Source organism: Sinomonas sp. ASV486 (assembly GCF_030908215.1).
Classification (GTDB): Bacteria; Actinomycetota; Actinomycetes; order Actinomycetales; family Micrococcaceae; genus Sinomonas; species Sinomonas puerhi.
The window spans coordinates 28,359-46,236 of the sequence record NZ_JAVFJK010000018.1; the positions used below are offsets into that span (position 1 = coordinate 28,359).

Below are 17,878 nucleotides of genomic sequence, written 5' to 3' on the forward strand. Positions count from 1 at the left end.
CCGGGCTTAGGCGGACTTGTTGCGACGCTTGGCGACGACGCTGTGGGGGATGAGTGTCGGCTCCTCGCCCCCCACCACCACACCCTTCGTGATCACGACGCTCGCGATGTCATCACGGCTGGGCAGATCGAACATGACGGGCAGGAGGACTTCCTCGAGGATCGCCCTGAGACCGCGCGCGCCGGTACCCCGGTCGAGGGCGAGATCGGCAATCGCCTCGAGGGCGCCGGCGTCGAAATGAAGCTCGACGCCGTCGAGCTGGAACATCTTCTCGTACTGCTTGACCAGAGCGTTCTTGGGCACCGTGAGGATCTGCATGAGAGCGGCGCGGTCGAGATTCTCCACAGTGGTGATGACTGGGAGGCGGCCGATGAACTCCGGGATGAGGCCGAACTTGAGGAGATCCTCGGGCATGACGTCGGCGTAGGAGCTCTCCTTGGCCGTGAGCGAGCTGAGGGGTGCGCCGAAGCCGATGCCCTTTTTGCCTGCGCGCTGCCCGATGATGTCCTCGAGCCCCGCGAAGGCCCCTGCCACGATGAAGAGCACGTTGGTCGTGTCGATCTGGATGAATTCCTGATGCGGATGCTTCCTGCCGCCCTGCGGCGGAACCGAGGCCACAGTGCCCTCGAGGATCTTCAGGAGCGCCTGCTGGACGCCCTCTCCCGAGACATCGCGGGTGATTGACGGGTTCTCGCTCTTGCGCGAGATCTTGTCGATCTCGTCGATGTAGATGATCCCCTGCTCGGCCTTCTTGACGTCGTAGTCCGCGGCCTGGATGAGCTTGAGGAGGATGTTCTCGACGTCCTCGCCGACGTAGCCCGCCTCGGTCAGCGCGGTCGCGTCGGCGACGGCGAAAGGCACATTGAGCCGACGGGCCAGCGTCTGGGCCAGATAGGTCTTGCCGCAGCCGGTTGGGCCGATGAGGAGGATGTTCGACTTTGCGATCTCGACGTCGTCGTGGGCCTCCGCGAGGGAGCTGCCCTTGGTCGCGTGCCCCGACTGGATGCGCTTGTAGTGGTTGTACACGGCGACGGCGAGCGACCGCTTGGCCGGTTCCTGCCCGATGACGTACTCCTGCAGGAAGTCGAAGATCTCACGCGGCTTGGGCAGCTCGAACGATCCGAGATCCGAGACCTCGGCGAGTTCCTCTTCGATGATCTCGTTGCACAGCTCGATGCATTCATCGCAGATGTACACACCCGGACCTGCAATGAGTTTACGGACCTGCTTCTGGCTCTTACCGCAGAAGGAGCACTTCAGCAGGTCTGCGCTCTCGCCAATGCGCGCCATTCGTAGGTTCCCTTCCTGAAGAAGCCTTTGACCATCCCACTGTAGGCCACGACGCCGACAGTCGTCGCAGATGCACCACAGCGACACGGCGCCGGCGCCCGGGATTCCCGGACACCGGCGCTGCGGTGACGGCTCTGGCCGCCGAGATGCCTCTGCGGAAGTGCCCCGTCAGCGGGTGATCGCGCTCTGACGGATCTTGCGCGACTCGAGCACCTCGTCAACGAGTCCGTAGTCCTTGGCCTCAGCAGCCGTGAGGAACTTGTCGCGCTCGATGTCCGCGCTGATCTCCTCCGGGGTCTTGTTCGTGTGCTTCGCCCACGTGTTCTCGAGCCACTCGCGCATCCGAAGAACCTCGCGTGCCTGGATCTCGAGGTCAGTCGCCTGGCCGCCTGACCCCCCGGACAGGGACGGCTGGTGGATCATGACCGTCGAGTTCGGCAGGGCCAGCCGCTTGCCCGGCGTGCCGGCCGCGAGCAGGACCGCCGCTGCGGAGGCCGCCATGCCGAGGCACACCGTCTGGATCTCCGGGCGGATGAACTGCATCGTGTCGTAGATGGCTGTCATGGCCGTGAACGAGCCGCCCGGGGAGTTGATGTACATCGTGATGTCACGGTCGGGGTCGTTCGCCTCGAGGACGAGGAGCTGGGCCATGATGTCATCCGCGGAGGCGTCATCGACCTGAACGCCCATGAAGATGATCCGGTCCTCGAAGAGCTTCGTGTACGGATCCTGGCGCTTGAACCCATACGGGGTGCGCTCCTCGAACTGCGGGAGGACGTAGCGGCTCGAGGGAAGGCTGGCTGGGTTGACGCCCATGCTGTAGTTCATCTGATGCTCCTTGTAGTCCAGGCGTCTCTTACTTGGTGGTCCCGCCGCCGCCGGACACGTGCCCGGCACGCTCGGCGATCTTGTCGAAGAATCCGTACTCGAGCGCCTCGGTCGCCGTGAACCACTTGTCGCGGTCGTTGTCCTTGAGGATCTGCTCGACCGACCTGCCGGTCTGCTCCGCCGTGAGCTCAGCCATGACCCGCTTCATGTGCAGGATGAGCTCCGCCTGGATCTTGATGTCCGAGGCAGTGCCCCCGATCCCGCCGGACGGCTGGTGCATGAGGATACGGGCGTGCGGGGTGGCGTAGCGCTTGCCCTTGGTACCCGATGAGAGCAGGAACTGCCCCATCGAGGCCGCGAGGCCGGTGGCAACGGTCACGACGTCGTTCGGGATGAACTGCATCGTGTCGTAGATCGCCATACCGGCGGTGACCGACCCTCCAGGGGAGTTGATGTAGAGGTAGATGTCCTTCTCCGGGTCCTCCGCGGACAGGAGGAGGAGCTGGGAGCAGATGGCGTTCGCGTTGTCGTCGCGGACCTCGGAGCCGAGCCAGATGATGCGCTCCTTGAGGAGGCGCTGGTAGATGTAGTCCTGACCGTTCCCCTCGGCCGGCCCGGCCATGCTCGGCGAGTTCTCCTGCTGCATTGTGCGATACCTCTCCATCAGATGCACTGGGCTAGTTGCTTCTACAGGGACACTAGCCGTTTTCCGCAGCGCTTTGTTCCGTGCCAGCTCACTGTTCGCTTCAAGCGCATGGCGGTGCGGATCGGGGATACACAGAGGCCGCCGTCCATGCCCCAGAGGGCATCGAACGGCGGCCTCGTGCCGCAGTCGGAATCGGCTCAGATCAGAACTTCACGGACGCCGGGTCGTCGCTCGGAACGACGTCGGAGGCATCGCTGTCAGCGGCCTCGAGGACCTCGGACGCCTCAGCGGGCTCTTCGTCGAGCGGGCGCACGAACTCGCTCAGATCGACGGCATTGCCCTCCGAATCAGTGACCTCGGCCTTGCCCAGGACGGCGGCGAGCGCCTTGCGGCGGCGGACCTCGCCGACCATCATCGGCACCTGGCCGGACTGGTCCATGATCTGGGCGAACTGGTTCGGGTCCATGCCGTACTGGCCAGCGGTGGTCACGAGGTACTCGATGAGCTCCGACTGGGAGACACCGATCTCCTCCTTGTCGGCAATCGCGTCGAGGATGACCTCGTTCTTGAAGGCTCGCTCCGTGTTGGCCTTGACCTCGGCGCGGTGCTCCTCGGTGTCGTGGTCCTCGTCGGCCGCGTGCTCGCTGTTGGCCGGGTTGAAGTGCGCGTCAACCTGCTCGGTGACGACGCTGTCCGGGACCGGGACCTCGACCAGCTCAACGAGCTTGTCGAGCACCTTGTCACGGGCCTCGACGCCCTGCGAGACGACCTTGGACTGGGAGGCCTGCTTGGCCAGGTCCCCGCGGAGTTCGTCGATCGTGTCGAACTCGGACGCGAGCTGCGCGAAGTCGTCGTCGGCCTCGGGGAGCTCGCGCTCCTTCACGGCCGTCACCTTGACGGTCACGGAGGCGGTTTCGCCTGCGTGCTCGCCGCCGGCCAGCTTGGTCTCGAAAACGGACTCCTCGCCTGCGGAAAGGCCGGTCACGGCCTCGTCCATGCCTTCGAGCATCGTGCCGGAGCCGACCTGGTAGGAGAGACCCGAGGCCGAGTCGACCTCCTCGTCACCGACGTTCGCGCTGATGTCGATGGTCAGGAAGTCCTCTGCCGCCGCGGGGCGCTCGACGGGCTTGAGCGTGCCGAACCGGCCGCGGAGCTCGTCAAGGGCAGTCTGGACGTCGTCGTCGCCTGCTTCGGCGGCAGCGACCTCGACCTTGAGGTTCTCGTAGTCGGGGAGCTCGATCTCGGGACGCACGTCCACCTCGACCGTGAACTTGAGCTCCCCCTCGGTGGCCGCCGGGTCGGGAACCTCGGAGATCTCGACATCGGGGCGCGACAGCGGGCGGATGCCGGTCTCGGCGACGGCCTGCTGGTACCAGTCGTTGAGGCCCTCGTTGATCGCGGTCTCGAGGACGTAGCCCCGGCCAACGCGCTGGTCGACGATGCGGGCCGGGACCTTGCCCTTGCGGAAGCCCGGGACCTGGATCTGCTCGGCCACGGCCTTGTAGGCGGCATCGATGTTCGGCTTCAGCTCGTCGAGGGTCACCTCGACGTTGAGCTTGACCCGGGTGGGGCTGAGGTTCTCGGCAGCGCTCTTCACAGCGTGGCTCTCCTGGATGGTCGGATAGGGGGTACTGCCCTGGTCACGTGACTCAGGACGCGACTGTCGGGGTGACAGGATTTGAACCTGCGACTTCCTGCTCCCAAAGCAGGCGCTCTAGCCAAGCTGAGCTACACCCCGGTCTAGTGCACAGACCACGATACCGTGACGGGATCGGCCGATGCACATCCGCCCCCGGGAACGGCAACGGGCCTCTCCTGTCGGAGAGGCCCGTGTCGCGGAGCGGCCGACGGGAATCGAACCCGCGTAATCAGTTTGGAAGACTGAGGCTCTACCATTGAGCTACGGCCGCGAGGGCCCTCTCACTAAAGCGAACCCGGACGCGCGTGTCAAATCGGCGGCGTCAAATCAGCGCTGATCCGCGAGCCTTTCCGTCAACTCTGGCAGCGGGGGCACCAGTAGAGCTTCCGGCCCGCTTCCTCGGCCAGCATCACAGCGGTACCGCAGGTTCGGCATGCGAGCCCATGGCGCCTGTAGACATAATGCGCCTCCACGGGCGCCGGCAGAGTGTCCGGACCATCCGTCCACAGCGCCGGGTCTGTCGTGACGATGCGGCCGTCGCGGACGCCCTGGGACATCGTCGCGACTGCGTCCCGCCACAGCGCGGCGGCCCGGTCGGCGCCAAGGTCTGTACCCGGTGTGGCGGGGTCGATCCTTGCGCGGTATAGGAGCTCCGCACGGTAGACGTTGCCGATCCCGGCAACGATGTCCTGCTCCATGAGGAGGCGCGCCACAGGCGTCCGACGGCGGGTGAGCCGGCGGGCGAACTCCTCGCCGTCGTCGCCGGGCTTCTCCTCCCCTGGCCCCCTCCTCCTGCCCTGTCCCGGAACCCGCCCCGCCAAGGGATCGGGCCCGAGCCGGTCCCTCACGGCCAGCGCCTCGGCCACGGTCTCGACGGTGCACGTGCTCGCGCCGCGCAGGTCGGCCCACCCGTGGTCGGACACGAGCCGTGCGCGGACCGCCCCGCGCGGAGGGGGCGGTGCGGCGCTGAGCCGGGTGCCGCCGTCGTCCGCGATCTCCCGCTCCCCTACACGGCGTGGGGCCCCGATGCTCGAGGCACCCGCGAACGTCTCGTCTCCGCCGAAGTCCCACGCACCGTAGAGGCCGAGATGAACCCTGAGGACGAGCCCGCCCTCGAAGTCGAGGAAGAGCTGCTTGCCGTGGGCGGACGCCAATTCGAGGACGCGCCCGTCCAAGAGCGCGGCACCGTCGCCGAACCGCCCTTGCGGGCTCGAAACTGCAAGCCGTTGCCCCACGAACACGTCGGAGAACTGGCGGGCGAGCCGGTGGATGGAGTGGCCTTCGGGCACCGCTGGGCCGATTCTGCTAGACGATCTCGCCAGTCATCTCGTACGCCGCAATCTTGCCGATACGGCGCACATGACGCTCGTCCTCGCTGAAGGGCTCGGCCAGGAACGCCTCGATGAGCAGCGTCGCCTCGTCAACGGTGTGCTGGCGGCCGCCGACCGCCACGACGTTGGCGTCGTTGTGCTCGCGCGCGAGCCGGGCCGTCTCGAGGTTCCAGGCGAGCGCCGCGCGCACGCCGCGTACCTTGTTCGCAGCGATCTGCTCGCCGTTGCCCGAGCCGCCCAGCACGATCCCGAGGGCGTGGGTGCCAGCTTCCTGGTCGGTGACGACGGCGAGGGCGGCCTTGATGCAGAACGACGGGTAGTCGTCGAGCGGGTCATAGTCCATGGGTCCGTGGTCCACGACGTCGAACCCCTGGCCACGGAGGTGTGCCACGAGGTGCGCGGACAGCTCCATCCCTGCATGGTCGGTGGCAATGTGGACGCGCGGCTTGGGCACGGCGTTCCTCTCTCTCGCGGTAGGCACTGGGCTCCAGCCTACGCGCCGGCGGCCGCACGGAGCACGTCGACGACGCGACGTGCGGTGTCCCCGTCACGGCCCGAGAAGGTCAGTCGGCGGCCGTCGTCGAGGACCACTTCCACCGCCTCCCCACTCGCGGCCAGAATCGAGACGACCGGTCCCTTCCGCCGATAGCCCCAGCCCCCGAACCGGCGTGCAGCGACTGTCTCCGCGCCCGCGCGGAGCACACGGCCCGGGCTGAACCTCAGGACGGGCACGACGCCGGCCAGGAACACTGACACGGTCTCGGGACTCACCGCGACCCGCACCACGAGGGACCCTGCTGCGAGAAGCGCGGCAAGCGTCAGGGCCAGCGAGATCCACGGGGAGACGACGAGCAGGAGCAGCGAGACCGAGATCCCGATGATGCCCAGCATCACGAACACGGAGGAGCGCGCATGGGCCCAGTAGGAGAACGTCGAGGCCGCACGGTCGGGCTCGAGGACCTCCAGGAGTGCTTCCTGATCGCGCGGGCTCCACTGCTCGTCCGGCTTGAAGGCGAAGAGCATCACGACGGCGAACGCGACCGTCGCACCGGAACCCATCGCCAGGACGATCGGGTCGGGATGGGAATCGCGCGCGTCCCGGATCCCGTCCTGGCCGATGAGACCCGAGGCGAGCACCGTCGTGAGGAACATCGACATCCCCACTCCGCCTGCCATGAAGATCCGCCGGGAGATCGGCGGCCGTGAGAGGAGCGCTGCCTGTAGGCACAGCGCAGCCCCTACGACCGCGACAAGAACGGCGCCCCCGACCAGGTACCCGATGAACGGCACAAACGCCCGGCCGCCGTCGGCATCCCAGAGCCATGCGACGGGCTCGGGGACGCGTCCGCGGAAGGTCAGCGACGCGAGGCCGAACCCGATCGCGAGGAGGACGGGGTATCCGACGGCGAAGCGGAGCGCCTTCCGATCCCATCTCTTCTCAGAAACGTCGGACATAGCCACAACGCTACTTCACGTGATAGTCACAGTTCGCACACAGAGACGCTGGCTTGCAGCGGCACCGACATGAAACAATAACTTCAAAAGTGATTCCCGCCACGCGGATCACTGCACGCAGTACACGCTTGGAGGGCACATGCCAGGGACGAATCTCACCCGCTCGGAAGCCATCGAGAGGGCTGAGGCCATTCGGCACGTCGAGAGCTACCATGTCGAGCTCGACCTCACGCGCGGCGACCGCGTCTTCGGATCGCGCACCACGGTGCGCTTCTCAGCGGCGGAGGGCGCGGCGTCCTTCATCGATGCCATCACCGCCGAGGTGCGCTCGGTGACGCTCAACGGGACCTCGCTCGACACAGCGCGGGTCAGCGACGGTGTCCGCATCCAGCTCCCCTCCCTCCAGGCCGAGAATGAGCTCGTGGTCGATGCTGACGCGCTCTACATGAACACGGGCGAGGGCCTGCACCGGTTCGTCGACCCCGTGGACGGCGAGGTGTACCTCTACTCGCAGTTCGAGGTGCCCGACTCCCGCCGCATGTTCGCCGTCTTCGAGCAGCCCGACCTCAAGGCCCAGTTCCAGTTCACCGTGACGGCGCCGTCGCACTGGGAGGTCGTCTCCAACTCCCCCACGCCGGTGCCCGTCCGCGTGGCCGGCGAGGACGCGGCGTCCAGATGGGAGTTCGCACCGACGCCGCGGCTCTCGAGCTACATCACGGCGCTCATCGCCGGGCCCTACGAGAGCGTCACCGACTCGCTCGTGAACTCGGCCGGCAGGACCGTTCCTCTCGGGATCTTCGCGCGGAAGTCCCTCATCCAGTACCTCGACGCGCAGAACATCTTCGGGATCACGAAGGCCGGGTTCGCGTTCTACGAGCGCGAGTTCGGGTGCGAGTACCCGTTCGAGAAGTACGACCAGCTGTTCGTCCCGGAGTTCAACGCTGGCGCCATGGAGAATGCTGGCGCCGTGACAATCCTCGAGAGCTACGTGTTCCGGTCCAAGCCGACCCAGGCCACCGTGGAGCGCCGGGCCATCACGGTCCTGCACGAGCTCGCCCATATGTGGTTCGGGGACCTCGTGACGATGCGCTGGTGGAATGACCTGTGGCTCAACGAATCCTTCGCGGAGTTCATGTCCCACCTCGCCGCCGCCGAGGGCACCGACTTCCGCCACGCGTGGACGACATTCGCCTCCGTCGAGAAGTCCTGGGCCTACCGCCAGGACCAGCTTCCGACCACGCACCCGATCTTCGCCGACATCAGGGACCTTGCGGACGTCGAGGTCAACTTCGACGGCATTACCTACGCCAAGGGCGCCTCCGTGCTCAAGCAGCTAGTCGCGTGGGTGGGCCAGGAGCACTTCATGGAGGGCGTCCGCCGGTACTTCGCCAAGCACGCCTGGGGCAACACCGAGCTCGGCGACCTCATGGCCGAGCTCGAGGCCGCGAGCGGGCGCGACCTGACCGCGTGGGGAACGGCATGGCTCGAGACGGCGGGGGTCAACACGCTCTCCCCTGAGATCGAGACGGACGACGCCGGGCGGATCGTCCGCTTCGCCGTGCGCCAGAGTGCCGTCCCCGCCTTTCCGACGATCCGACCGCACCGGCTGGGGGTCGGCTTCTACGACCGCGACGCCACGGGTGCCCTGGCACGCACGCACCGCACCGAGCTCGACGTTCACGGCGAGGTGACCGAGGTGCCCGAGCTGGCCGGCCTCGCCCGGCCGGCGCTCATCCTCCTGAACGACGACGACCTCGCCTACGCCAAGGTGCGCCTCGATCCGGCTTCCCTCGCGACGGCAACGGCCAGCCTCAAGGACATCGCCGACAGCCTCCCCCGGGCGCTCGTCTGGGGTTCAGCCTGGGACGGCGCGCGAGACGCCGAGACTCCAGCGCGCGCCTACGTGGAGCTCGTGCTCTCCAACATCGGCGCAGAATCCGATGCCTCGGTGGTCCAGACGCTCCTGCGCCAGCTCGCGACAACGCTTGACTACTATGTAGCCGCCGGCGCCCAGTCCGAGGCCAAGCGCCGTGCGGCCGAGCGGCTCTGGGCCCTTGCACGCGAGGCCCATCCAGGCTCCGATTCCCAGCTGCAGTTCGTGAAGGCCTTCTCGGCCCTCGCGGCGACGGGGGACCATCTCGACGCCGTCGCGGGGCTGCTCGAGGGCTCACTGACCGTGCCCGGCCTCGAAGTGGATCAGGACCTCCGGTGGGAGCTCGTCGCGTCCCTTGCGGCAGGGGGCCGCGTCGACAGGGCCCGGATCGACGACGAGCTCGCCCGGGACAACACAGCGACCGGCCAATGCGCCGCGGCCCTCGCAACTGCCGCTCTGCCCACCGCGGAGGCCAAGGCGGAGGCGTGGGAGTCGATCGTGGTGCGGGGCACCCTGTCCAACGCGATCCAGCAGGCTGCCGTCAACGGGTTCGTTCGCACACACGACGCCGCTCTGCTCGCCCCCTATGCCGAGAAGTACTTCGCGGCCGTGCCGGGGATCGTCGCCGAGCGGACCCACGCCCTCGCCCAGCAGATCGTCGTCGGGCTCTACCCAGCCCAGCAGACGACACCCGCGACGCTCGAGGCCACCGACGCGTTTCTCGCGGCGCTCGGCGATGACCAGGCGGCCTTACGCCGCATGATGCTCGAGAACCGTGACGGGGTGGCCCGGGCCCTTCGCGCTCAGGCCGCGGACCGCTAGCCTGTGTGATCATGGCGATCGGCGAGCACCACTACAGCGTGAACGTGACGTGGACGGGCAATCGGGGCACCGGGACGTCGGGCGTCCGTGATTTCAGCCGTGACCACGACGTCGCACTCCCGTACCTTCCAGTCTTGCCCGGAACCGCCGACCCGGCGTTCCGCGGCACACGTGACCGGTACAACCCCGAGCAGCTGCTGCTGACCGCCCTGGCCCAGTGCCACATGCTCAGCTATCTGTTCGAGGCGGCCCGGGCAGGCGTCGTCGTGACCGGATACGCGGACGAGGCCAGCGGAACGCTGCACGTCCACGGTCACGCCGGGGAGTTCTCCGAGGTCACGCTGCGGCCCCGCGTCGAGCTCGCCGACGAGTCCCAGCGGGACCTCGCGGACAGGCTCCACGACGACGCCCACGCGACATGCTTCATTGCGCGCTCGGTGAACTTCCCCGTGCGGCACGAGCCGCGCGTGCCCTGAGCCCCCGGCAGCTCGATAGGGTGGGAGGGCCATCCGTCCCCAGACAAGGAGGCCCAAGACAGTGCCCTCTGCCCTGTCCATGTTCCTTTCAGTGATCCCGTCGAGCACGACGGCGCCCCCCGACCCGGCGCCGACAAGCGGCGCCTCGGGACCGGTACCGCTCACGTCAACAGAGCTGAACACCGCAGTGTCGACCCTCAACCAGACGCTCCTCCAGGTCGCCATCGTGATCGGCGTGGGCCTCGTTGTCTGGCTTACGGCGACCTTTGTCATCAGGCAGATCGTCAAGAGCGTCTTGGCCGGCCCCGTGCTCTCGGAGCGGCGCATCTTCAAGTGGGCGGCGCCGGCGCTTCGGGCTCTCGATTCCGAGCGCAGGGCACAGCGCGCCCGGACAATCGGGTCCCTGCTCAATTCCGTGGTCGCCGTGGTGATCACTACCATCGTGGTGATCTACGTGCTCAAGGCCCTGGGCGTCGACATCGCCCCGCTCCTCACGAGCGTCGGGATCCTCGGCGTCGCGATCGGCTTCGGCGCGCAGCAGCTCATCCGCGACTTCCTCGCCGGCATCTTCATCACGCTCGAAGACCAATACGGCATCGGTGACATCATCGAGACCGGAATGGGCGAGGTCACCGGCACCGTGGAATCCGTGGGCCTTCGGATCACGCGTGTGCGTGCTGACGACGGGGTCATCTGGTACCTGCGCAATGGCGAGATCCTGCGCCTGGGCAACCGTTCGCAGGGGTCCTATGTGCCGCCGGTGCAGGAAGCGCCTGCTCCCGAGGATTCCGGCGAGCCAGTCGTCGAAGAAACCAGCAACGGAGGTCAGCGGTCCAGTGAGTGAACCGACCAGCTCGGCGCAGAAGAGCTTCTACGAGCTCGTGGGAGGCCACGAGACCTTCGTCAAGCTCGTCGACGTCTTCTACGACGGCGTCGCGGACGACCCTCTCCTGCGCCCGATGTACCCCGAGGCAGACCTTGGCCCGGCCCGCCGCCGGCTCACCATGTTCCTCGAGCAGTACTGGGGCGGCCCCGGGACGTACAGCGCCGAGCGTGGGCATCCGCGGCTGCGCATGCGCCATGTGCCGTTCACGGTGAATCCCGCGGCGCGCGACCGCTGGCTGCACCACATGCGCAGCGGCGTCGACGCGCTCGGACTGCCGCCCGTGTATGAGGCCACGCTGTGGGACTACCTCGACCGGGCCGCCCACTCCCTCGTCAACTCGTTCGACGACTGAACATTCGACGACCGAGCAGTCAAAGCTAGAGGCGGGCGAGAACTGAGGGCCTCCTGCACAGGATGTGTCCGCGTCCCGACGAGAGCCTGACCCACGGACCGCACGTGAAGCGGAGAAGGTCCTCCCCCGCCGCCGCGAACCCGAGGACGTGCGCCGCGAACGCTGCGCCCAAGGGCACCCCCGGGCTCGATCCGAGGTCGCGGCCCCAGACGGCGGAGCGCACTCCGTGGACCATCGAGGCGCCCGGCCGGTCGGGGACGGTCCCGGCCACCTCGCCGATCCCGGCGGTGGCCTCCGTGAGAATGTCGTCGCCGCTGATCGCACCCTGAGGCTCCCACGGCCCCCGCGGCGGGCTCACCGCGGCCCAGGACGCCCGCACGTGCGTCGGCGGCAGCTCGAGCACGGTCCCCGTCTCGCCGAGCCGCGCGAGACGGTCGAAGACCGAGGCCATGGACACAATCGCATCCGCGTGCACCGGCTGGGCCAGCGCCATGGTTCTGAGGCCGAGGACCGTCGGCGTGGCCTCGCCAAGGATGCGCGGGCCGAGGACGCACACGTAGGCGGCGAGGACGCCCCCCACCGCCTGCAGGCGCACGGCACCGTCCTCGACCGCACGTGCCCGCAAAAGGAAGATCCGCAGATCAGCGACGGCTTGCGGATCCCCGAGATCGAGCGAACCGTCCAGGACTGGGGTGCTCATGGGCGCACACTCTCGATCGGGAGCGGGGGTCTGCGGCGGAACGGCACGTCCGGACCGGCAAACTCGGCGAATTCGGCGCGCATGGCGTCCGGAAGCCGAACTGGGCGGCCGGTCTCGCGGCTCACGAGCACCATAGAGGTCGAGCAGTTGGCACACGTGCTCCCGTCCTGCGGATCGACGACGGTGTAGCCGAGGTCGAAACTGGAACCGCCCACGCGGGTCACCCAGAGGTCAACGAACACAGGCTCACGCCGATACATGAGGGGCGCGAGGTACTCGATCTCGTGCCGCCCCACCAGGGTGAAGTTCGCCGCGGTCACGAGATCAGCAAGGGTCGCCGCGTTCTCGCTCCCGGCCTCCGGCGCTGGCGGTGCGGTCCTGAGGGGCGCGTGAATCCAGTGGACGCGGGCATCCTCGAGAAACTGCAGGAAGCGCACATTGTTCACATGGCCGTAGGAGTCGACGTCGCCGAAGCGCAGCTGAAGGGGAAACCGGTACGCGGAGGGCATAGATCCATCTTGCCACCACGGCGTCCCGGCCCCGTGCGGGTCACGTTGGCCGCACGGGCACCGGGCGTCTAGTCTCGGTCCCATGACATCACCCGTCCGGCCCGCGGGGCCCACCGGAACGCTGCTGACCCTCCTCGATCTCGACAATCTGGGCGGAGCGCGAACCGACAAGGACGTCTTCGTGGGCCCGAGCGAACGCCAGCCACGCCATCGGGTCTTCGGTGGCCAAGTGCTCGCCCAGAGCCTCATCGCCGCGTCGCGGACGGTCACGGAGGATCGGCCGGTGCATTCGATCCACGCATACTTCCTCCGGCCCGGCGATGCCGACAAGTCCATCACGTTCGGCGTCGAGAGACTCCGCGACGGACGCTCGTTCTCCGCGCGCCAGGTGCACGCGTATCAGGACGGCAACCCGATCCTGTCGATGATCGCGTCCTTCCAGGTCGAGTCGGAGGGAATCGAGCACCAGTCGACCATGCCGCAGGGCATCCCGGACCCGGAATCGCTCCCGAGCACCGCCGATCTCCTAGGGTCCATCGACCATCCCGTGGCCCAGTACTGGGCGTACGACCGCCCCTTCGACGTCCGGCACGTTGATCCCGCGATCTACGTCTCCGCCGCCAGCCCTCAGGTGGCACGGAACGCGGTCTGGATGAAGACCATCGAACCGATGCCCGACGACGATACCCTGCACCGGGCGGCGCTCGCCTTCGCGAGTGACTACACCGTGCTCGAACCCGTCCTTCGCCGCCACGGGCTGTCCTGGATCACACCCGGCATGAGCGTTGCGAGCCTGGATCACGCGATGTGGTGGCACCGGCCTGTACGGGTGGACGAGTGGCTCCTCTATGTCCAGGAGTCGCCGAGCGCGCAGGGTGCCCGCGCACTCGGCACGGGGAAGATCTTCAACCGCAGCGGCGTGCACGTCGCGAGCGTGGCGCAGGAGGGCATGATCCGGCTTCCGTACATGGAAGGCCCGGCCTGAGCAGGCCCGACTGAGACGCAAGGCCGGTCCCGACACGGGACCGGCCTTGCGTCTCCTGCGCAGGAGCGTCCGCCACTCTGGGCAGTCAGTCGCGCCTGAGCTTGCGGTGCGTCACGCGGTGCGGCTTCGCCGCGTCGGCCCCGAGACGCTCGACCTTGTTCTCCTCGTAGGATTCGAAGTTGCCTTCGAACCAGTACCAGTTGGCCTCGTCCTCATCGGTGCCCTCGTAGGCGAGGATGTGGGTCGCGACCCGGTCCAGGAACCAGCGGTCGTGCGAGACGACGACAGCACAGCCCGGGAATTCGAGCAGCGCGTTCTCGAGGCTTGAGAGCGTCTCGACATCGAGGTCGTTGGTGGGCTCGTCAAGGAGCAGGAGGTTGCCGCCCTGCTTGAGCGTCAGAGCCAGGTTGAGGCGGTTGCGCTCGCCGCCCGAGAGGACACCGGCCTTCTTCTGCTGGTCCGGGCCCTTGAAGCCGAACGCTGAGACATAGGCGCGCGAGGGCATCTCGACCTGGCCGACCTGGATGTGGTCGAGCCCGTCCGAGACGACCTCCCAGAGCGTCTTGTTGGGGTCGATGCCGCCGCGGGACTGGTCCACATAGGAGATCTTGACCGAGTCACCGATCCTGAGGTCGCCGCCGTCGAGTGGCTCGAGGCCCACGAGGGTCTTGAACAGAGTCGTCTTGCCGACGCCGTTCGGGCCGATCACTCCGACAATGCCGTTGCGCGGGAGCGAGAAGGAGAGCCCGTCGATCAGGACGCGGTCGCCGAAGCCCTTCTTGAGACCCTTGGCCTCGATGACAAGCTGGCCGAGGCGAGGGCCCGGCGGGATCTGGATCTCCTCGAAGTCGAGCTTGCGCGTGCGCTCGGCCTCCGCGGCCATCTCCTCGTACCGGGCGAGGCGGGCCTTGGACTTGGTCTGGCGGCCCTTGGCGTTCGAGCGGACCCAGTCGAGCTCCTCGGAGAGACGCTTGGCCATCTTGGCGTCCTTCTTGCCCTGGACTTCGAGGCGCGCACGCTTCTTCTCGAGATAGGTCGAGTAGTTGCCCTCGTACGGGTAGAGACGCCCACGGTCCACCTCACAGATCCACTCGGCAACGTGGTCGAGGAAGTAGCGATCGTGGGTCACGGCCAGCACTGCCCCGGGGTACGCGGAGAGGTGCTGCTCGAGCCAGAGGACGCTCTCGGCGTCGAGGTGGTTGGTCGGCTCGTCGAGCAGGAGCAGATCCGGCTTCTGCAGGAGCAGCTTGCACAGTGCCACACGACGGCGCTCGCCACCGGAGAGCACCTTGACGTCGGCGTCCGGTGGCGGGCAGCGCAGCGCGTCCATTGCCTGCTCGAGCTGGGAGTCGAGGTCCCATGCGTCTGCGGCGTCGATGGCCTCCTGGAGCTTGCCCATCTCCTCGAGCAGCGCGTCGTAGTCCGCGTCCGGGCTCGCCATCTCTTCGGAGATCTCGTTGAACCGCTGGATCTTCCCGTAGATCTCGCCAACGCCCTCCTGGACGTTGCCGAGGACGGTCTTCTCCTCGTTCAGCGGGGGCTCCTGGAGGAGGATGCCGACCGAATAGCCCGCCGAGAGCCGGGCCTCGCCATTGGAAGGCGTGTCGAGACCGGCCATGATCTTGAGGATGGTCGACTTGCCGGCACCGTTCGGACCCACGACACCGATCTTGGCGCCGGGGAAGAACGACATGCTCACGTCGTCGAGGATGACCTTGTCGCCCACAGCCTTGCGGGCCTTGGTCATGGTGTAGATGAATTCCGCCATGACCATCAATCTACTGGGTACCACGGACTATCACACATCCGTGCCAGACTCGGGGAAGGCCCCCGTGCTGTTGGAGCACGAGGCCTCCCCGGTCCCTGCAGCCGCTCACGCCGACAGAAGGCGCCCCTCGGGACCCATCACCTCCCCAGCCCTGTCGCTCTGAGCAGGCGGCTCCGCGCCCTCGTACGCGGCACCTGTCCCGTTCGGGCCGAGGAACTCGTGGTCCTCGCCGAAGTCCTCCGGCTCAGGACCGAAGAGTTCGTCGGGCCCCGGGTTGCCCGCGATCTCTCCGGTGGCCGGATCAACAGCCCCGATCCCCTCGACCTGAGTTGTGCTCCGCAGCGAGGGCCCGCGGTCTGCCTCGTCCCGGCGCCGGTTCCACCGCGCGATCCCGAGCGCGAGGTCGTGGCCGAGCGAAGTGGCCACCAGGTCTGCCTCCGTCCCGAAGGTGCCGTCCGTGCGCTGGAAGCTCCTGATCTGCAGCCGGCCCAGGACGATGATGCGCTGGCCCTTGTGGACGCTCTCGGCGACATTGTCCGCGATGTGGCCGTAGCACGCGACGTTGTACCAGCTCGTGTGCCCGTCCACCCACGACTGCCTCTCGCGGTCGAACCTCCGCTCGTTGACGGACATGCGGAACCTCGAATAGGGCGTGTTGTGCTTCGTGAGCCCCATGGTGGGCTCGGTGCCGACCCAGCCGCGCAGCGTGATCATGTCGTTCATCTCTCGACCTCCAGTCCGTGGCCGCCCCGACGGGGGGACCTGGATTCAGGGTGTCCCGCCCTGGAGCCGTGAAGAAGCACCGTCTGCCTGCATGTGGACAACTCGCCGAAGCTGCGTTTGTGGAGGACAACCCAACGGGGGCGTGCCGGTCGGTGCGTCCCGTCAGGTGCGACAGCCCGCCGCGCCGCAGGATAGAATTTCACAGGCCTGCCCCAGTAGCTCAGAGGATAGAGCAGGAGCCTTCTAATCTCTTGGTCGGGGGTTCGATTCCCTCCTGGGGCGCCATGTGATGTAGCGGGACATCCTTTACGGATGTGGCGGGACATCGTTGACACCCCCGGTCTTCGGACCGGGGGTGTTCTGTTTTTTGGGCTGGTAGCCGCGGGTGGGATTGATGGTGAATTCGGCGAGGATCTCGCCGGTGCCGTGCTCGATGGCGGTGGCCTCGGCGTCGTGGACGAGCAGGATGATGCGTTTGTGCCTGTGGGCGCGGCCGATGCCGAGGTGACGGAGGCGTCCCGCGTGGCGGAGGGTGACCTTGCCGTCGGCGTCGACGCGGTCGGTCCGGACGCGGAAGTGTGCCCCCTGGGCGGCGGCCGCGGGGCCGGCCTTGGGGGTCTGGGCGTAGGCCTCGGCGGGTGTGTGCCTGCCGAGCGCGCGGTGGGGGCGTTCGTGGTTGTAGACGTGGCGGAATCTGGTGAGCTGGTCGTTCAGGTCCTCGATGGTCTGGGCCGGAGGCTGGCTGTGGAGCCATTTCTTCAGGGTCTGGTGGAAGCGCTCGATCTTGCCCTGGGTCTGGGGGTGGCCGGGGGATCCGTTCTTCTGGACGATCCCGAGCCCTGCGATGAGGCTCTCGAAGGCGTTGCGGCCTCCTTTCCCGCCGGCCAGGCGGGTGGTGTAGACCATGCCGTTGTCGGTCAGGGTGCTGGCGGGCAGGCCGTGTTCCTGTGCGGTGTCCAGGAAGGCGTCCACGACGATGGCGCCGGTCGTCCTGGGGTGGGCGGTGAGGTGGAGCAGGCAGCGGGAGTGGTCGTCGAGGAAGTCGATGATCTCGGTGTCGGTGCCGTCGGCCAGGTGCCAGTGGGTGAAGTCGGACTGCCAGGTCTCGTTGGGCTGGGCCGCGGCGAAGCGTCGCAGGGAGGACTTGGGACGCTTGTGGGGTTCGGGGGCGACCGCGCCGGCGGCCCGGAGGATGCGGTGGATGGTGGTGCTCGCGGGCACCGGGAGGCCCTCGCGTCCGAGATGGGCAGCGATGGTCTCGGCCCCGGAGTCCAGGCCCTTGGCCTGCAGGTCGGCGCGTAGGACCAGGATCCTCTCCTGAACGTTGGCCGGCGTCTGCTGCGGGCTGGTGCGGGGCCGCCGGGAGCGGGCCTCGAGGCCGGCCTCTCCTTCGGCTGCGTGGCGGGCGATGAGTTGGTGGACCCATTGGCGGCTGATGCCGTACCGGCGGGCTGCTTCGGCCTTGGACATCCCACCCTCAAGGACTGCGACGACGATGACCTTGTTCTTCGACATGGCAGAAGCCCAATGGGCGAGGTGTCAACGATGTCCCGCGACATGCCGGAAGGCGTCAACGATGTCCCGCCACAGCAGTC

Annotated in this window: 17 protein-coding genes and 3 tRNA genes; 6 read left to right on the plus strand and 14 right to left on the minus strand. The window is 67.5% G+C overall.

Annotation, left to right across the window (positions count from 1 at the left end):
* Nucleotides 1-6: 6 nt before the first annotated feature.
* The 9 genes from clpX to RBS60_RS19360 form a co-directional block, all read right to left on the minus strand.
* Entirely contained in the window at nucleotides 7-1,290 is a 1,284-nt protein-coding gene (gene clpX / locus RBS60_RS19320; RefSeq protein WP_307959169.1) for an ATP-dependent Clp protease ATP-binding subunit ClpX, read from the minus strand.
* A 168-nt stretch (nucleotides 1,291-1,458) separates the two neighbouring features.
* A complete protein-coding gene (locus RBS60_RS19325) occupies nucleotides 1,459-2,118 on the minus strand; it encodes an ATP-dependent Clp protease proteolytic subunit (protein ID WP_307959170.1) in 660 nt (219 codons plus the stop codon).
* 28 nt (nucleotides 2,119-2,146) lie between these two features.
* Entirely contained in the window at nucleotides 2,147-2,764 is a 618-nt protein-coding gene (locus tag RBS60_RS19330) for an ATP-dependent Clp protease proteolytic subunit (protein ID WP_307959171.1), read from the minus strand.
* 202 nt (nucleotides 2,765-2,966) lie between these two features.
* Nucleotides 2,967-4,361, minus strand: a complete 1,395-nt coding sequence (tig, locus tag RBS60_RS19335) for a trigger factor (RefSeq protein ID WP_307959172.1) — start codon at nucleotides 4,359-4,361, stop codon at nucleotides 2,967-2,969.
* Between the two features lie 66 nt (nucleotides 4,362-4,427).
* A tRNA-Pro gene (locus RBS60_RS19340) sits at nucleotides 4,428-4,502 on the minus strand.
* A gap of 101 nt (nucleotides 4,503-4,603) precedes the next feature.
* Nucleotides 4,604-4,674: transfer RNA gene (locus RBS60_RS19345), tRNA-Gly, on the minus strand.
* An 82-nt stretch (nucleotides 4,675-4,756) separates the two neighbouring features.
* A complete protein-coding gene (locus tag RBS60_RS19350; RefSeq protein WP_307959173.1) occupies nucleotides 4,757-5,692 on the minus strand; it encodes a DNA-formamidopyrimidine glycosylase family protein in 936 nt (311 codons plus the stop codon).
* A gap of 16 nt (nucleotides 5,693-5,708) precedes the next feature.
* Nucleotides 5,709-6,188: a ribose-5-phosphate isomerase gene (locus tag RBS60_RS19355; protein WP_307959174.1), complete on the minus strand. Its 480-nt coding sequence runs from the start codon at nucleotides 6,186-6,188 to the stop codon at nucleotides 5,709-5,711.
* A 38-nt stretch (nucleotides 6,189-6,226) separates the two neighbouring features.
* Complete coding sequence (locus RBS60_RS19360; protein WP_307959175.1) at nucleotides 6,227-7,189, minus strand: hypothetical protein; 963 nt, start codon at nucleotides 7,187-7,189, stop codon at nucleotides 6,227-6,229.
* Nucleotides 7,190-7,328: 139 nt separating this feature from the next.
* On the opposite strand from RBS60_RS19360, the gene pepN reads away from it, so the two are divergent.
* The 4 genes from pepN (at nucleotide 7,329) to RBS60_RS19380 (ending at nucleotide 11,598) form a co-directional block, all read left to right on the plus strand.
* Entirely contained in the window at nucleotides 7,329-9,884 is a 2,556-nt protein-coding gene (pepN, locus tag RBS60_RS19365) for an aminopeptidase N (RefSeq protein ID WP_307959176.1), read from the plus strand.
* Between the two features lie 11 nt (nucleotides 9,885-9,895).
* A complete protein-coding gene (locus RBS60_RS19370) occupies nucleotides 9,896-10,360 on the plus strand; it encodes an OsmC family protein (protein WP_307959177.1) in 465 nt (154 codons plus the stop codon).
* A gap of 61 nt (nucleotides 10,361-10,421) precedes the next feature.
* Entirely contained in the window at nucleotides 10,422-11,204 is a 783-nt protein-coding gene (locus tag RBS60_RS19375) for a mechanosensitive ion channel domain-containing protein (RefSeq protein ID WP_307959178.1), read from the plus strand.
* Nucleotides 11,197-11,598 carry a globin gene (locus RBS60_RS19380; RefSeq protein WP_307959179.1) on the plus strand — a complete coding sequence of 134 codons (402 nt, stop codon included), beginning with the start codon at nucleotides 11,197-11,199 and terminating at the stop codon, nucleotides 11,596-11,598. Before RBS60_RS19375 ends, RBS60_RS19380 begins: the two co-directional genes overlap by 8 nt.
* A gap of 25 nt (nucleotides 11,599-11,623) precedes the next feature.
* On the opposite strand, the gene RBS60_RS19385 is transcribed toward RBS60_RS19380, so the two are convergent.
* Together RBS60_RS19385 and RBS60_RS19390 are read right to left on the minus strand one after the other, a co-directional pair.
* Entirely contained in the window at nucleotides 11,624-12,298 is a 675-nt protein-coding gene (locus tag RBS60_RS19385; RefSeq protein WP_307959180.1) for a hypothetical protein, read from the minus strand.
* Nucleotides 12,295-12,807: a thioesterase family protein gene (locus RBS60_RS19390; protein WP_307959181.1), complete on the minus strand. Its 513-nt coding sequence runs from the start codon at nucleotides 12,805-12,807 to the stop codon at nucleotides 12,295-12,297. The genes RBS60_RS19385 and RBS60_RS19390 overlap by 4 nt, the downstream gene beginning before the upstream one ends.
* An 82-nt stretch (nucleotides 12,808-12,889) precedes the next feature.
* Between RBS60_RS19390 and RBS60_RS19395 the strand changes: the two genes are divergently transcribed.
* Nucleotides 12,890-13,792, plus strand: a complete 903-nt coding sequence (locus RBS60_RS19395) for an acyl-CoA thioesterase II (RefSeq protein ID WP_307959182.1) — start codon at nucleotides 12,890-12,892, stop codon at nucleotides 13,790-13,792.
* A gap of 85 nt (nucleotides 13,793-13,877) precedes the next feature.
* On the opposite strand, the gene ettA is transcribed toward RBS60_RS19395, so the two are convergent.
* Complete coding sequence (ettA, locus tag RBS60_RS19400) at nucleotides 13,878-15,560, minus strand: energy-dependent translational throttle protein EttA (RefSeq protein WP_307959183.1); 1,683 nt, start codon at nucleotides 15,558-15,560, stop codon at nucleotides 13,878-13,880.
* A gap of 105 nt (nucleotides 15,561-15,665) precedes the next feature.
* Nucleotides 15,666-16,283 carry a single-stranded DNA-binding protein gene (locus RBS60_RS19405; RefSeq protein ID WP_307959184.1) on the minus strand — a complete coding sequence of 206 codons (618 nt, stop codon included), beginning with the start codon at nucleotides 16,281-16,283 and terminating at the stop codon, nucleotides 15,666-15,668.
* A 209-nt stretch (nucleotides 16,284-16,492) separates the two neighbouring features.
* On the opposite strand from RBS60_RS19405, the gene RBS60_RS19410 reads away from it, so the two are divergent.
* Nucleotides 16,493-16,568, plus strand: a tRNA-Arg gene (locus RBS60_RS19410).
* 21 nt (nucleotides 16,569-16,589) lie between these two features.
* On the opposite strand, the gene RBS60_RS19415 is transcribed toward RBS60_RS19410, so the two are convergent.
* Complete coding sequence (locus RBS60_RS19415) at nucleotides 16,590-17,798, minus strand: IS481 family transposase (protein WP_307958229.1); 1,209 nt, start codon at nucleotides 17,796-17,798, stop codon at nucleotides 16,590-16,592.
* Nucleotides 17,799-17,878 lie beyond the last annotated feature (80 nt).

What these genes read in the sequence shown, in the direction of transcription:
- RBS60_RS19405 (WP_307959184.1), bottom strand. Translation starts at nt 16,283, where the DNA reads ATGAACGACATGATCACGCTGCGCGGCTGGGTCGGCACCGAGCCCACC.
- ettA (WP_307959183.1), bottom strand. Translation starts at nt 15,560, where the DNA reads ATGGCGGAATTCATCTACACCATGACCAAGGCCCGCAAGGCTGTGGGC.
- clpX (WP_307959169.1), bottom strand. Translation starts at nt 1,290, where the DNA reads ATGGCGCGCATTGGCGAGAGCGCAGACCTGCTGAAGTGCTCCTTCTGC.
- RBS60_RS19360 (WP_307959175.1), bottom strand. Translation starts at nt 7,189, where the DNA reads ATGTCCGACGTTTCTGAGAAGAGATGGGATCGGAAGGCGCTCCGCTTC.
- pepN (WP_307959176.1), top strand. Translation starts at nt 7,329, where the DNA reads ATGCCAGGGACGAATCTCACCCGCTCGGAAGCCATCGAGAGGGCTGAG.
- RBS60_RS19415 (WP_307958229.1), bottom strand. Translation starts at nt 17,798, where the DNA reads ATGTCGAAGAACAAGGTCATCGTCGTCGCAGTCCTTGAGGGTGGGATG.
- RBS60_RS19390 (WP_307959181.1), bottom strand. Translation starts at nt 12,807, where the DNA reads ATGCCCTCCGCGTACCGGTTTCCCCTTCAGCTGCGCTTCGGCGACGTC.
- RBS60_RS19385 (WP_307959180.1), bottom strand. Translation starts at nt 12,298, where the DNA reads ATGAGCACCCCAGTCCTGGACGGTTCGCTCGATCTCGGGGATCCGCAA.
- RBS60_RS19325 (WP_307959170.1), bottom strand. Translation starts at nt 2,118, where the DNA reads ATGAACTACAGCATGGGCGTCAACCCAGCCAGCCTTCCCTCGAGCCGC.
- RBS60_RS19370 (WP_307959177.1), top strand. Translation starts at nt 9,896, where the DNA reads ATGGCGATCGGCGAGCACCACTACAGCGTGAACGTGACGTGGACGGGC.
- RBS60_RS19395 (WP_307959182.1), top strand. Translation starts at nt 12,890, where the DNA reads ATGACATCACCCGTCCGGCCCGCGGGGCCCACCGGAACGCTGCTGACC.
- RBS60_RS19330 (WP_307959171.1), bottom strand. Translation starts at nt 2,764, where the DNA reads ATGCAGCAGGAGAACTCGCCGAGCATGGCCGGGCCGGCCGAGGGGAAC.